At 49.6% G+C, this 13,505-nt stretch carries 15 protein-coding genes; 3 read left to right on the top strand and 12 right to left on the bottom strand.

Going from position 1 to position 13,505, the window contains the following annotated elements:
- Positions 1-4: 4 nt before the first annotated feature.
- From B5E84_RS04440 to B5E84_RS04400, 9 genes are all read right to left on the bottom strand, one after another.
- Positions 5-1,765, bottom strand: coding sequence for an ABC transporter ATP-binding protein (locus tag B5E84_RS04440; protein WP_087219789.1), 1,761 nt, complete (start codon positions 1,763-1,765; stop codon positions 5-7).
- Positions 1,766-1,954: 189 nt separating this feature from the next.
- Positions 1,955-2,569 (bottom strand): TetR/AcrR family transcriptional regulator, encoded by a 615-nt coding sequence (locus tag B5E84_RS04435; RefSeq protein WP_087219786.1) that lies wholly within the window; start codon positions 2,567-2,569, stop codon positions 1,955-1,957.
- A gap of 175 nt (positions 2,570-2,744) precedes the next feature.
- On the bottom strand, positions 2,745-3,260 hold the full coding sequence (locus B5E84_RS04430) for a hypothetical protein (RefSeq protein WP_087219782.1): 516 nt from the start codon (positions 3,258-3,260) through the stop codon (positions 2,745-2,747).
- A 41-nt stretch (positions 3,261-3,301) separates the two neighbouring features.
- On the bottom strand, positions 3,302-4,288 hold the full coding sequence (locus B5E84_RS04425; RefSeq protein ID WP_242963287.1) for an ABC transporter substrate-binding protein: 987 nt from the start codon (positions 4,286-4,288) through the stop codon (positions 3,302-3,304).
- A 252-nt stretch (positions 4,289-4,540) separates the two neighbouring features.
- Positions 4,541-5,488, bottom strand: a complete 948-nt coding sequence (locus B5E84_RS04420; RefSeq protein WP_087219776.1) for an aldo/keto reductase — start codon at positions 5,486-5,488, stop codon at positions 4,541-4,543.
- The gene (locus tag B5E84_RS04415) at positions 5,485-6,306 is read right to left on the bottom strand and encodes an ABC transporter ATP-binding protein (RefSeq protein WP_087219774.1); all 822 of its coding nucleotides are present in this window, start codon (positions 6,304-6,306) and stop codon (positions 5,485-5,487) included. Before B5E84_RS04415 ends, B5E84_RS04420 begins: the two co-directional genes overlap by 4 nt.
- Complete coding sequence (locus tag B5E84_RS04410) at positions 6,303-7,328, bottom strand: FecCD family ABC transporter permease (protein ID WP_087219771.1); 1,026 nt, start codon at positions 7,326-7,328, stop codon at positions 6,303-6,305. The genes B5E84_RS04415 and B5E84_RS04410 overlap by 4 nt, the downstream gene beginning before the upstream one ends.
- 146 nt (positions 7,329-7,474) lie before the next feature.
- Complete coding sequence (locus tag B5E84_RS04405; RefSeq protein WP_242963286.1) at positions 7,475-8,383, bottom strand: LysR family transcriptional regulator; 909 nt, start codon at positions 8,381-8,383, stop codon at positions 7,475-7,477.
- A gap of 121 nt (positions 8,384-8,504) precedes the next feature.
- Positions 8,505-9,506, bottom strand: coding sequence for a M14 family metallopeptidase (locus B5E84_RS04400; protein WP_242963284.1), 1,002 nt, complete (start codon positions 9,504-9,506; stop codon positions 8,505-8,507).
- Between the two features lie 229 nt (positions 9,507-9,735).
- On the opposite strand from B5E84_RS04400, the gene B5E84_RS04395 reads away from it, so the two are divergent.
- The 3 genes from B5E84_RS04395 (at position 9,736) to B5E84_RS20570 (ending at position 10,727) form a co-directional block, all read left to right on the top strand.
- Positions 9,736-9,981, top strand: a complete 246-nt coding sequence (locus tag B5E84_RS04395; protein WP_015544348.1) for a type II toxin-antitoxin system Phd/YefM family antitoxin — start codon at positions 9,736-9,738, stop codon at positions 9,979-9,981.
- On the top strand, positions 9,965-10,372 hold the full coding sequence (locus B5E84_RS04390; RefSeq protein WP_015544349.1) for a type II toxin-antitoxin system VapC family toxin: 408 nt from the start codon (positions 9,965-9,967) through the stop codon (positions 10,370-10,372). The genes B5E84_RS04395 and B5E84_RS04390 overlap by 17 nt, the downstream gene beginning before the upstream one ends.
- A 208-nt stretch (positions 10,373-10,580) precedes the next feature.
- Entirely contained in the window at positions 10,581-10,727 is a 147-nt protein-coding gene (locus B5E84_RS20570; RefSeq protein ID WP_015544350.1) for a hypothetical protein, read from the top strand.
- A gap of 79 nt (positions 10,728-10,806) precedes the next feature.
- On the opposite strand, the gene B5E84_RS04385 is transcribed toward B5E84_RS20570, so the two are convergent.
- The 3 genes from B5E84_RS04385 to ahpC form a co-directional block, all read right to left on the bottom strand.
- On the bottom strand, positions 10,807-11,064 hold the full coding sequence (locus tag B5E84_RS04385; RefSeq protein ID WP_087219761.1) for an RpnC/YadD family protein: 258 nt from the start codon (positions 11,062-11,064) through the stop codon (positions 10,807-10,809).
- 186 nt (positions 11,065-11,250) lie between these two features.
- Positions 11,251-12,888 (bottom strand): FAD-dependent oxidoreductase, encoded by a 1,638-nt coding sequence (locus tag B5E84_RS04380; protein WP_087219759.1) that lies wholly within the window; start codon positions 12,886-12,888, stop codon positions 11,251-11,253.
- Positions 12,889-12,899: 11 nt separating this feature from the next.
- A complete protein-coding gene (gene ahpC, locus B5E84_RS04375) occupies positions 12,900-13,463 on the bottom strand; it encodes an alkyl hydroperoxide reductase subunit C (protein WP_087219755.1) in 564 nt (187 codons plus the stop codon).
- Positions 13,464-13,505 lie beyond the last annotated feature (42 nt).

Raw genomic sequence — 13,505 nt, 5'->3', positions numbered from 1 at the left:
GGGCTCACTCCTCCTTTCGATTCCTTCCCTGACTCTGCGCTCCCAGATGATTTTCCCACATTCTGCGATAAAGAGGGCAGCTGTCTAATAGTTCTTTCTGTGTTCCGGAAGCAGCGATATATCCCTTATCCACCACCAGGATCTGATCCGCGTTCTGAATGGTGGATAGACGGTGAGCCACTACAATCAAGGTTTTTCCCTGCACCAGCCTTCCTACCGCTTCCTGTATCTGGGCCTCGCTCTGTGGATCCGCGTAGGCGGTGGCCTCATCCAGAATCACCGCACGGGAAGGTTTTAACATTGCTCTGGCAATGGTGATCCGCTGCCGCTCACCTCCGGATAATCGGTCTCCCGCCTCTCCTGCCGGTGTATCGTAACCATTGGGAAGCTGCATAATAAATTCATGACAGTTCGCCGCTTTCGCCGCCTCTTCCACTTCATGGTCTGTTGCTTCCGGACGCCCCATGCGGATATTTTCCCGGATGGAGCGGTCAAAGAGGAAATTATCCTGGGCCACATAGCTGATTTCGCCCATGAGCTGATCAAAGGGAATCTGTTTCAAATCAACGCCTCCATACCGGACAATTCCCTTCCCTGCATCCCAAAAGCCGGCCATCAGTTTGGCAATGGTGGATTTTCCGGAGCCTGAAGGTCCTACAATGGCAGTCATCTTTCCGGGTTCTGCGGAAAAACTCACATTGTGAAGGACTTCCCGGGAGTGGTTATAGGAGAAGCTGACGTTTTCAAAAGAAAATCCGCTGGATTTTAGAAGAACCGGCTGGGTGGGCCGCACCTGTTCCGGAATAGCGAGGAATTCCCGGATTGGCCTTAAATTGGCGGCAATTACCGTCAACTGCTCACTGCCAAAGGCCAGTTTCATCAATGGAGCCATAAATCCAAAGGGAATCACTATGCAGGCGATCAGAATCGGCAGGGAGATTTCGCCATTCATATAGAGCCAGGTTCCCACCGGCAGGCTTCCCACCATGGTAGATGGAATGATTGCCTTTACTGCTGCCATCCAAAACCAGCACTGACGCCACCAGGCAAGGGTACTGTCATGGAAAAATTTCACCGCGTTGGAATATTTTCCAAAAGAAACTCCCGTCTGTCCAAAGGCCTTAATGACCTGAATGCCATTTACATATTCCACCAGGGCGGCGTTCATCTCATTTCCGGCCTTTAAGTAGGTTGCCATCTTCTCCCCGTACCCCCGCATCATGCCGATGATGAATGGAACAGAGAGAGGAATGGTCACCAGAGAAGCAAGGCCCATCCTCCAGTCCAGAAGAAAGATCAAAACCAGGCAGGCAGCAGGCGCTCCTAATTGCGAGGGCGCTTCTGGAATTACATGGGCGATGGAATCCTCCAGTTTTCCCACATTGTCTACGATTAACGTTTTATATACTCCGGACGGTGTCTCCAACATCACGCCTAAGGGAACGCGCCGCATATGGTCGGCAATGGCCCGCCGGATGTTCCTTAAAATGGTAAAAGCTATCTTATGACTTCTGGCTGAGGAAATCGTACAAAAAAGTGTTCGCAGCAGAACTCCCGCAGCTGCCAGGCCAGCCCATTGACCGGCACTTATGATGGTCGCCCTTCCTGCATATGCTTCATTCGCCAGCATTGCCGCCGCCAGAAAGGGGAGCATCCCACAGAGTTCGCCCAAAAGCGCCAGTGCAATGGAGAGAGGCATTTTCCCCTTTTGGTCTCCGGCAAAACGGAACAAAACCTTGATCGGATGCTCGGTTCTTTCATTCATATTCCAATCGCTCCTTTCCAGTTTGGGTATGGTTCATCACACATAGGGTTAGTTTTTGCTAACTTATGGTGTAAAAGAATTGCCTGGGTCATACCAGACGTGTTTTTTATTTGTGAATATTGTTAGCTAACATTGTTTACAAGATAGGCTAACAAAAACGGATGTTGCATCCGTTTCTGCTCTCTGTCTTTAAAATCCCAGTACGGTTCTCCATGCCGGATAAAAGAATTCATGGAATGTCCGAAGATAATGCCTTGCGTCCTCCAGTGGAAAATCATGCACCACCACTTCAAACAAAGCGGTAACATAGGCGCTCATCAGCAGGTGCATCTCCTCTGGCCGAATCTCCTTTACGGAAATTCCTCTTTTTTTGGCTTCCTCCATAAAATTCAGCGTTTCCTTCTGCTCCATTTCCACCAGCTCATGAATAAAATGGGCATAGCGGGTACCTTCCGCCTTGCAGATAATCAATTTAAATAAATCAAAGTTGGGATACACAACCTGCAGGATCATCTCCACATCCGCCCCGCTGTTCCACACTTCATCAAGACGTTCTTCGCGTAGAAAACCATAATCGACTTCCCGGTATCGATTATACCAGGACATCAGTGCATCTATGGCAGGCTGTACCACCCGGGCAAATAATTCTTCTTTGTCTTTAAAATGGCGATAGATTCCAGCCGCACTAATATCGGCTCTGGAAGCAATTTCCCTCATGGAGGCCTGCTCAAAGCCCTTCTCCAAAAACTCTTCCTTTGCTGCCGGCAGAATTTTCTCATAGGTCTCCGTTCCGTCTCTGGGCACAAACACTCCTCCTTTCCATCGTTCATATGTAAACACTGTTTGCTAACATCGTTTATATATTACTATAAAGAACGGCCATTGTCAAACGTTGAAAGCGTCAAAAAAGCAACCAGTTTCCCAGTTGCTTTCGTTAATTAGATTTTTTAATAAGAGATATAACGCTACGGAAGACTTTTTAGCCAGCAATTACCGCATCATAAACTTCTTCCGGCCCGGCTTTTAAAAGCCGATCCGCCATATCCCGCTTCATCCGTGCCAGGATTTCCTCTTCTGCCTCTGTCCGATTTTCTTTCCTTGCCATGTCAATAAAATCCTGACGCACGAAACCAGGGCGGATTGTGACAACTACTGTTTTCCCTCTGTAACTGAAACGGAAATAATATCTTCCGTGAGGACTCTCCAGAACCTCTTTGGCTTCCGGCATGTCCTTGTCTACATGAATCCGGCCATCGGAAACGCAGCGTGTCACGAGTTCAAAAGCATCTCTCCCTCCGGGTCCAGGAAACGCAGTTACCAGTTCGATTTCCCTGCGCTCCAAAAGTTTTCCGTCATCCAAAAGCGGAAAAGCTCTTCTCATTACCTGAAAGGCATGCGCCACGCCGCCCGGATAACCAACTCCGTGATAATTCAGCATATCCTCAAAACTGAAAGAAAATTCTTTTCCCTTTTCAAGTACCTTAATTGTTTCCATTGTCTTACTTCTCCTTTCTGCTGATTCCAAATCATTTTATACTACTGTTGTCTGTTGTCCAAAATTTCCGAAACCTGTTCATCCGTCAACTCATATTGATAAACAATTTCAAAGAAATCCTTGACCTCCTGCTCCATATCCATATCCGCGAAAATCTCCGGGTACTGGATTTTCGCAGCCCACTTGACCATAAGAGGCGTCTCCACTCCGGCCGGATCCCAACGGTAAGCGCCAATGGGGATTTTGTAGACCTGCTTATTCGCCACCGCGCTGACAACAGACCAGTCCCTGCCTTCCTGTTTATTTTCCAGGAGGTCGGAAGGCATCAGATCGGAATGGTTGCCAATATAAATAATCTCCGGGTTCCAGAGAAGGATCTGCTCCATGTCTACCTCGGTCTTCTTTCCCGTCAGCCCCGAAGCAGGGTTATGCGCTCCGCTTGGAACCATCCAGTGGTCATATTGGCTGACTGAAACATTCATATCGCTGTAAAATTCAATGACCGAGGGCTTGTCCTCCTCAGCAACGCCGTCCAGGCGGGATGTCACTTCCGCTATCTGCTCATCAATCAGCCGTACCAGTTCTTCCCCCCTCTCTTCTTCTTGGCAAACCGCAGCCATAATCTGCAGATTTTCCTTTACACTGTCCAGTTCCGCGCTCCGCAGGGCCACTACTTTAAGCCCGGCACTCTCCATCTTCTCAATCTCCTGTTCATCGGTAGAATAGATAAACACCACATCCGGCTGAAGCTTCAGGAGCTCTTCAAGATTTACCGTGGAATCCGTATTGCACCAGTCTGTAGCAGCATTTTCCAGCTGCGGGTACATAAAGCGCAGGACGCTCTCCTCATAAGCCTTAATGGAAGACGGATTGCACCCGACAATATTGTCTGTCGCCCCTTCAATGGCATAATAGATGGACGGAAGTGGCTTTTCCACCGTAACTACCCGTTGGGGCTCCGCATCAAATGTGATTTTCTCTCCCCTCACATCTGTGACCGTATAGCTTCCAGCTGTGTCCCCGACCACAGAGACCTCCTGTGTTTCTGCTGCAGATGCCTCCTGCGTTTCTGCTGCAGATGCCTCCTGCGTTTCTGCTGCAGATGCCTCCTGCGTTTCTGCCGTTTCTTGAGTTCCCGCGCCTCCGGCGCACGCTGTCAGGGACACAGCCGCAATTCCTGCAAACATTAAATTCCTTATCTTTCGCAAGTTTCTATTCCTCCTACGTATATAAATTTATTTTGATGCCATAATCATCTGCTTACGCACAGCTTATGCAGCTTAAACACTCAGCGGATAGACCTCCATCAGGGCTGCTACCTCCTCTCTTAAAATATACGGCCGCTGCCGCAATGCCTTTCCGGTTTCAATCCGTTCCCTTAACGGGCAGCTCCGTATCCGCTCCTTTAAGCATCTGTCGGCCCTCTCCAACTCTTCGCTGCAGTAAGGCGTCTCATCAAGGACAGCCACCGCCTCATCAATCTGCTCCTCTGAATTAAAGGTTCCAAGGGCGGAATGTACCCACGGCACTGAAAGCACATAGGCGTAAGCTGCCTGCGCCAGGCTTTGCTTATCCCGGATGCGGATTGCATCGAAAATATGCGCATATTTCAAGATGTCCCCTGTTGCCAGGGGATTCATAGCTATGGTTCCCGCGCCGCTTTCCCAAGCGGTGCGCAGGCCGTCTATGCGATAAGCGCTGTTGACTGCGTTGAATCCCTGCACATTGTAGTCAAATGGGTAATCTTCCATAACCGCCTTAAGCTCCCGGTTTCTCATATGGGTGGAGATAGCAATATGCCTGATCAGTCCCTCCTCCCTGGCTTTCTCCATCTCTTTGATAGCCCCGTAGGCCTTTGCCCCATCCCATTCTCCGCTGCTTTTCACTCCCCAAAGGCAGGTGAAGGCATCGATACATTCCACCCCCAGCCGTTTTAAGGAATTTTCCAGATCCCTGCGAAAAGTCTCATGATCTCCCGCATGGGTCTTCGACATGATAAAAAAAGGCAGCGTTCCCTTTTTCATCTCTTTTATGGCCTCGCCCAGTATCAGTTCCGAATACCCGTCTCCATAAGTAACAGAGGTTTCAAAAAAATTGATCCCTTTCTTGTAGGCATACAAAAAATGCTTCACATGCCTGTCAATGTCCGACGGACTATCCAAATGATGGGTGCCCATGGAGATTCTGGACACCATAATGCCCGAACGGCCTAAAACAACATATTTCATCTTGCTTCCTCCTCGTGTATTTTTTCCGGCGCGGCCGCTATCCTGTAAGGCGCAATGATCCGGTACGTTTTCCCTTCAGCAGCAAAATCGACAATTTTTGCCCTTGTGCGGAAAAACTCCTCTACATTCTCCTCTGTAATAATTTCCTTCGTAGAGCCAAATTTTTGCTTAAAGCCCCGTCCCAGAAGCAGCGTCTGATCGGACAGCCTCAGCGCATGGCTGGGGAAATGCGTATTAATCACACATGCGGTATTTTTTTCTTTGCTGGCATATTCAATCGCATCCAGAATCCGCAATTGATTTCTCATATCCAGATTCGATTCCGGCTCATCTAAAATCAAAAGCTCCGGCCCTGAAACCATAGCTCTTGCCAGCATCACCATCTGCAGCTCTCCGCCTGACAGTTCGTTACAATATCGGTCTGCAAGCCTGCCGATCCCTAATTCCTTCAGCATTTCACCGGCTCTTTCAAATTGTTCCTTTTTAGGGGAATAAAAGAAGCCGTTTTCCTTGTCCAGTCCCATAACGACCATTTCCAGCACGCCGTAGGAAAATACGCTCTGTTTCGCCTGGGGCACGTAGCTGATCTTGCTCCAGAGTTCCTTATCGGAATACTCCGTCAATCTCTTTCCTGAAATCAAGGTTCCGCCTCTGTTCCACCGGAGAAAGCCCATAATACATTTAAGAAGGGTCGTCTTTCCCACCCCATTCGGCCCCAGGATCGTCATAATTTTCCTTTCCTCCAAATGGAAGGAGATATCTTTGAGCACCTCTCTGCTCCCATAGGAAAAGCTTCCGTTTTTTACCTCCAATATCATGCTCTTCCTCCCAGTGTTTTTCTAAGGAGCGCCGCAAAAAACGGGGCGCCGATCATCGCAGTCAATATAGACAATGGGATCTCGTTTGCTGTGACTGCACGGGCCACCGTATCGATCAACAGCAGGTAAATCGCTCCCATGAGAGCGCTGGCCGGGATCAGTGTCCGGTGGTCGTTTCCTATAAAAAGCCTGGCGATATGTGGAATTACCAAGCCAATCCAACCGATGATCCCGCAGACTGATACGGTGACCGCTGTCATAAGCGTGGATAGCAGGATCGCCGCCAGACGAAGCTTCTTTACATTAATACCCAAAGATCTGGCTTCTTCCTGATCCAGCGATAAAAGATTCATCTTCCAGCGGAGTACCATTGCAATAATCAGACAAGGTAGCACGATGACCGAACAGAGCGCCACATCCCGGTAGGAGACATTGGCCAGGCTTCCCATAAGCCACATAGTAATGGCAGGCAGCTTATCCTCCGGATCAGCTATGTACTTGATAAAAGAAACCATCGCGTCAAACATAGATTTTACAATGACGCCCGACAGTACCAGCACAAATAATTCACTGTGTTTTTTAATCCGCGACAGGTTCAGTACAACTGCCACAGCCAGAAGCCCAAACAAAAGGGCGGTTCCCTGGGTCGCCGCCATGCCTGCAGACAGCAAAAGGGCCAGGGCCGCGCCAAAACCGGCCCCTGATGAAACCCCAAGAATGTCCGGGCTTACAAGCGGATTTCCAAAGATCGCCTGGTAAACCGCGCCAGAAACAGAAAGTCCTGCACCAACCAAAATCCCCATGAGAATCCGCGGAAGGCGTATGCTCAATATGACGCTGGATTCATAAATATCCATTCCTTCCTGGTTCCCAAGCAACGCATTCCCTATAATCTCAAATGCTCGTAACGGACTGATCGGATAACGCCCGACGCAGATCAGCACAAAAAATAAAACGATCAAAAGAACCGCCATAGCTGCCACAGCCAGTCTTTTCTCATGCTCTATGATTCCTCGGTTCATGCTCTCTCCTCTTTCCTGCTTTTCATCAAGTTAACCATGACTAACTTTAAACTATTTTCGCTGATTTGTAAAATCAATTAAATTTTCCATTCATAAATAAAAATAATGGAACATTTTAGATTGTCCACATCGAAAAAGGCAGTCCGTCACTGGGCCGCCTCATAAAACTTTACGATTCCTTTTATAAATTGCTGCACATGTTCCTGCTTCCATGCATCTTTTGTCCAAACTGCGCAAATTGGGATGGGTTTGTCGCCTTCCAGCAGTTTACCTACAATTCCATCATATTGGCGGATTCCATCTGCCGGAAAATAGCCGGTCGCCAGATTGAAGGCTACCATTTTCATAGCCGTACTCTGCTGATCAAACTGCCAGATAACCTGCGGCCCCGCTTCACAGCCATATTGTAAAAACAACTGCTTCAGCGCCTCTGTCTTGCAGTCGTCATGCTTTGTGGAGACCATCTTCTCATTCGCAATCATCGGCACTGTAAGCCGATTTGCCCGTGCCAGAGGATGGATGGCTGAAACGCAGTAGAGCATTTCTGTTGTCCTTAGCTCGGCCCATTCAAAATTATCGATGGAAACATTTCCATGGTTTAAAATCAGGGCCGCATCCAATTTTCTTTCCCAGAGACCTTCCAAAAGCTCCGATGTAGAACCCACTGTCAGCTTAAACTCCATATCCGAATACTCCTCCGATCTGCCCGAAAGATACTCCATGTACACCGAGGAACCGGCTGATTTTGTGAGGCCGAGCCGCAGGCTCCTGGAATGGCTCACCATGTCCTGCACCTGATCATCAAATTCCTGCGCGTGCGTTAACATCTGGGACGCATATTCATAAAATCTATCTCCGGCTCTGGTAATCCGGATATACTTCCCGTCCTTATCAATGAGGCGCACCGCGTATTCTTTTTCCAATTCCCGGATAGCCGCAGTGACGGCCGGCTGTGTCACAAAGTTTTTTCTGGCCGCTTTTGTGATGCTGCGGCACTCATAAACCGCACAATAATACTTAAGCTGCTGTAGTGTCATCTTTCTGTCTCCTCCCAAGCTGTTTTATGAAATGATAAAATGGAATCTTCGCAAAAAGTTAGTCATTGCTAACCAGTGTTTTCAATTATATCACCCTTCAACCATTTACGATATATCTTAAGCAAAACTTCTTCTGTTATTATATCCGGCCATATGCTACCAAAAGTTCTCCCCTCTGTATTCCTAAAGCGGTGTTGTGATACAGGACAATCCCGTCAAAATCGGCTATTACCTTCTGAATGATTTTACCAGAGGAATTCTCCATTCTCCCCAAAAGCTGACCCTTCGAAATCCGATCATCCGGATGAATCTCTGGATACCAAAAACCAGTATGCTGCGCTTCCTGATAAACCACTGCGGTCACCTCCTGCTGTTTCTCATTTTCCTGAGGTATATCATTTCGGTCTTCTAGAATATTCAAAAAACGCATCAATGCATAAACATCTGCTTCACAGTCCCGCACCTCTGCTTCTGACCATAACCCCATACCTCCCCGCTCAATGAGTACAGCAGGAATCCCCTGCTGTACCGCCCAGCTGTAAAGGCCATTTTTCGCAGAGGACCGAACCCGGTAGGGTACTGTCAATACCTTTGCTGCAGACAGTGACTGCTGATTTACCTTTTCTTCTCCTGCTACAGGAAAGAATACCAGCGGGCGCAGCGCTTCGTCCCCGTCTCCGCTGTGAAGATCTGCCAGAAAGTCTGCTGCCGGATACAAGGCATGTTCAATAACCCAGGCAATCCGAGAAGAAAGGCTTCCCTCCTTTCTTCCCGGGAAAGCCCGGTTCAGATTGATCTTGTCCTCCGGCACCACGCGTTTCGCTGCTTCAAAAAAGCCACTGGGATTGGCAATCGGAAGCAGCACGACATTGCCGGTAAGTTTCTTTGGCTCCAACGTATTGGAAAGGCGCTTGAGCGTTTCGACTCCTACATATTCACAGCCATGAACGCCAGAGGTTAGAACCAATGTTTTCCCCGGGCGTTCCCCACAGCAGCAGATTACTTCCAAAGAAATATCATTCGACACAGGAAGTATAACTGTTTTCCGTTCTCCTCGTTTGATTTCATGACCATATAAATGCATTTCTCTTTCACCTGTCGTTTCTGGGATTAATCTGATTTTATATTTGAAGTTAATCAAAACTAACTATCTATATTATACCAAACAATTTCCACGGATTCCAGATGCTTTCATCGGATTTTTACACAATCTTTTGTCATTTGCCGTGCAATTTAAAGTTCAATAACCTGGTAAGTAGTACTATCATTATACGATAGGATATGAACGCATATTTTTTTACTTTCGTGTTGCCCTTGCCTAAATAGCTAAAATATGATACTATTGAATTAGCTAAAGGAGGCATTTTATCATGAGCATTATTACAACTGCAACCGCCACAGAAATGCAGAATAATTTTGGCCGCTATTTAAACCTTGTCCTTTCCGGTCAGGAGATTATTGTGACAAAAAACGGAAAGGAAGTCGGCCGGTTTATTCCAAAGGATTCAGCGATTTCCTATCTCACGGATTCCCTGACCGGTATTTTAAAGGGAGATTATGACCTTGACAAAGAAAAAGCGGAAAGGCTGAAAGAAAAATATGAGATTACTGATTGACGCAAATGTGATTCTGGATGTCCTGCAGAACCGTGAGCCTCACGTAAAGGATTCATCCATCATCTGGAAGCTGTGTGAAACCCGCCAAGCTGAAGGATTTATTTCCGCTCTGACCTTCGCCAATCTTGTCTATGTTATGCGCAAAGAACTAAATCCAGAGCAGATTGAGGAAGTCTTACAAAAACTCTCCCTCATTTTCACCTTTACGGAATTATCTCCTTCTGATCTTACCTCAGCTGCACATCTGAAGTGGGATGATTTTGAAGATGCCCTGCAAAGCGTGACGGCAGAACGGATTCATGTGGATTATATCGTAACGCGGAATATACGGGATTTTCTGAAAAGCAAGGTTGTTGCCTTTACTCCGTCTGAGTTATTTGGACGGATGTAGATTTTTCATTCAATCAATGAAATGACTGGATTTATACAGGTAGACAGTATCCATATGAAAAACAGGGCAGGTATCCTTCCAAAAGGGAGAGGCCGCCCATCTGGAATTTCCGGATGAATCCTTTGATGCGTTGTCAGTAACTTTGTGTTCCACGAGGTGCGCTCCGAAAAGGACAAACGCCGCGTGGTACAGGAAGCTCTACAGCAATATGGAAGAATTTGCCGATGAACTGCGCCGGGAAGGCTTTCAGGAAGTCCACTACATCCCTTTTATAGAGCGGGAACGCTGGATTCCCAAGTATGTCCAGGCTCCCTGGATGCTTTACGGGGTAGGGCTGCTTTATGGGAAAAAGTAGGGATTCCCGTCCCACTAAAAACGCTGCGTGAGCATTGGTAGAGCGCTCCGCAGCGTTTTTCTTTCCTATTTTTTCCTTCCTATTTTGCCAAATCCGTCTTCCCCATCAGCCATTCCTGAACCAACTGGACGCTGACTTTGGCTGCCTCCGCGATTTTCTCCGCCGACAGCCCCATACCCGCAAGGGACATCGCCATATTTTTTTTGGCAGTCATCTCGCCTTCTATTCGCCCCTCTACTCGTCCCTCTGCTCTTCCTTCCGCTCTTCCTTCTGCTCTTCCTTCTTTCCTTCCCTGTACCGCACCTTCCTGGTAGATCTGGTCCATCTCCTTGCACATATGCTCCACTCCTTCCTGGGTTTCCTTCAATTCCCGGACTCTCTTAGCTAAAACGTCATTGCGGATATCTGCCGCCGACTTACAATGGAATTTGGCCCTATTCTAGCACGAAAAAAGCCGGACTGCAAGGCGGCAATACCTCCTAAACAATCCGGCTCGTAGCCGTCCGCATCTGTTTTCCTATTCCTACGAAGAATACCCGGAAAGTAGCTCCAAGAGCTGCCCAATCTGCTTCTTTCCAAAGGCAACCGTCTCTCCGTCATTCACCACCAGACACGGGACGCTCATCACATGATATCGATCCTTCAAGTCCGGGAAATGATTCAGGTCGTAAACCTCCGCCGTTACATTTGGATTTTCCGCCGCGATCCGCTGGGCGGCCGTCACCAGGTCCGGGCACATGGTGCAGGACAGGGAAACCAGGATCTTCATATACACAGGGCGTGTAATCCGACCGATGGCCAGGCGCGTTTCTTCCTCCAGGGACTGCCCAGGCCCGGATGCATTGTACAGGCCTAAAATGAAGGAAGTAAACTCATGGCCGCCCGGCACCCCGTGGAAAGCCAGGCCCGTCCAGCTGCCGTCCTCCCGGCAAACCTTCACGCAGGGCCGATGATCCCCCGGTTTCTTCTCCTTCTTAACCGTCAGCTTATCCGTCAGGGCGCACAGCCCCTCCATGTAAGCTTTTAGCTCAGAAGAGAGGGCGCCGCCGTCCAGGTCAAGGGTCAGCACGAGAGGCGATTCCATCCTAGAAAATACGGCCCGCAGCTGGGCAAGCATATCTTCCGTAAAGAGTCCCTGCTCTGCTTCCTTTTTTGGGGCGTTTCCGCTATCCGAAGCGGGGACGGAGGGCTTCGCCTGGGGCTGTTTCGGGAACAGCCCGGTCTTTTTCTGCATGGCAGCGGCGTAGCGCTCCAGCTCTGTTGCCGCCAGGGCTCCGTCTCCCACCGCCGTCACCACCTGGCGCAGCGGCTTGATGCACACGTCTCCGGCGGCATACAGCCCCTCGCAGGTCGTCTTCTGGCTCCGATCCGTCACCACATAGCCCTGTTCGCTGCACTCTGCCAGCCCTTTTACCAGCCCGGTCGCCGGTTCATACCCGGCGAAGACAAACACGCCGAAGGTTTCCCCTTCCGGCGGCCGGTACTCCGTCACCTCCCCCGTCTGCGTATCGCGGTAGGTCAGACTGCGCAGCCGGTCGTCCCCGGCAACTTCTAAAACCTCCTTGTGGGTCAGCACCGTAATCTTCTCATGGTTCAGGGCTGGCTCCGCGCTGGCCGGGGCGCAGGTAAAGCCGTCCCCTCGGATGAGGATGGTCACATGGCTGGCATATTTGGTCAGAAATACGCTTTCTTCCGCCGCCGCGAACCCGCCTCCGACCACAAAAACCTCTCTCCCGGTAAAAAATTCGCCGTCGCAGGTGGCGCAGTAGGCCACGCCTCTCCCCTTAAACGCATCCTCCCCGGCGAAGCCAACCCTGCGGGGGTGCGCCCCTGTGGCTAAAAGAACGCCAAAGCAAGCGCGCTCGCCCCGGCTCGTCTTTACCACCTTCACATCGCCGCTCATATCCAGGCTCGTAACCTCAGCAAGCAGGAATTCCGCCCCGAAACTCTCCGCCTGCCGGCGCATGGTTTCTGTCAGCGCCTCCCCTGAGGTACGCTCTACCCCAGGGAAATTGACCACCTCATGGGTAATGGTGATCTGCCCGCCGAACCGTTCCTTTTCCACCACAAGTACACGGTATCTGGCGCGCGCCAGGTAGAGGGCGGCCGTAAGGCCTGCCGGGCCGCCCCCAATGATTACGACATCATAGAGTTCTTTCATCGTCCCATTCCTCACAGCTGTCCCACCAAATCCAGGCTGGGCTTTAAGGTCTCCGCCCCGGGCTGCCACTTGGCCGGGCACACCTCGTCCCCATGTTCATGGACAAACTGGCAGGCCAGAAGCTTGCGCAGAAGCTCATCCGCGTTTCTTCCCACATTTCCGGCATTCACCTCGTAGGCCACGATCTGTCCCTCTGGGTTTACGATAAAGGTTCCCCGCTCCGCGACGCCGTCCGCCTCGATGTAAACTTCAAAATCCTTCGCCAAGGCGTGGGTGGGGTCTGCCAGCATGGGGTATCCGATTTTCTTAATACGCTCGGAGGCGTCATGCCAGGCTTTGTGGACGTAATGGGTATCGCAGGAAACGGAATAAACCTCGCAGCCCGCAGCCTTAAACTCCGCGTATTTATTTGCCAGATCCTCCAGCTCCGTAGGGCAAACAAAGGTAAAGTCCGCCGGGTAGAAGAAAAAGACAGCCCACTTGCCCAGCACATCCGCTTTTGAAACGGTATGGAAGGCCCCTTCGTGGTACGCCTGAACCGTAAAATCACTGATTTCCTTATTGATGAGAGACATGAATCTTCCTCCTTTTTATTTTTTAGTTAGTTTATCCTAACT

Origin of the sequence: Lachnoclostridium sp. An14 (assembly GCF_002160755.1) — a bacterium.
In the GTDB taxonomy this organism is placed as follows: Bacteria; Bacillota; Clostridia; order Lachnospirales; family Lachnospiraceae; genus Lachnoclostridium_A.
The sequence above is the reverse complement of the archived record's forward strand: the minus strand, read 5'-3'. Positions and strand labels throughout refer to the sequence as shown.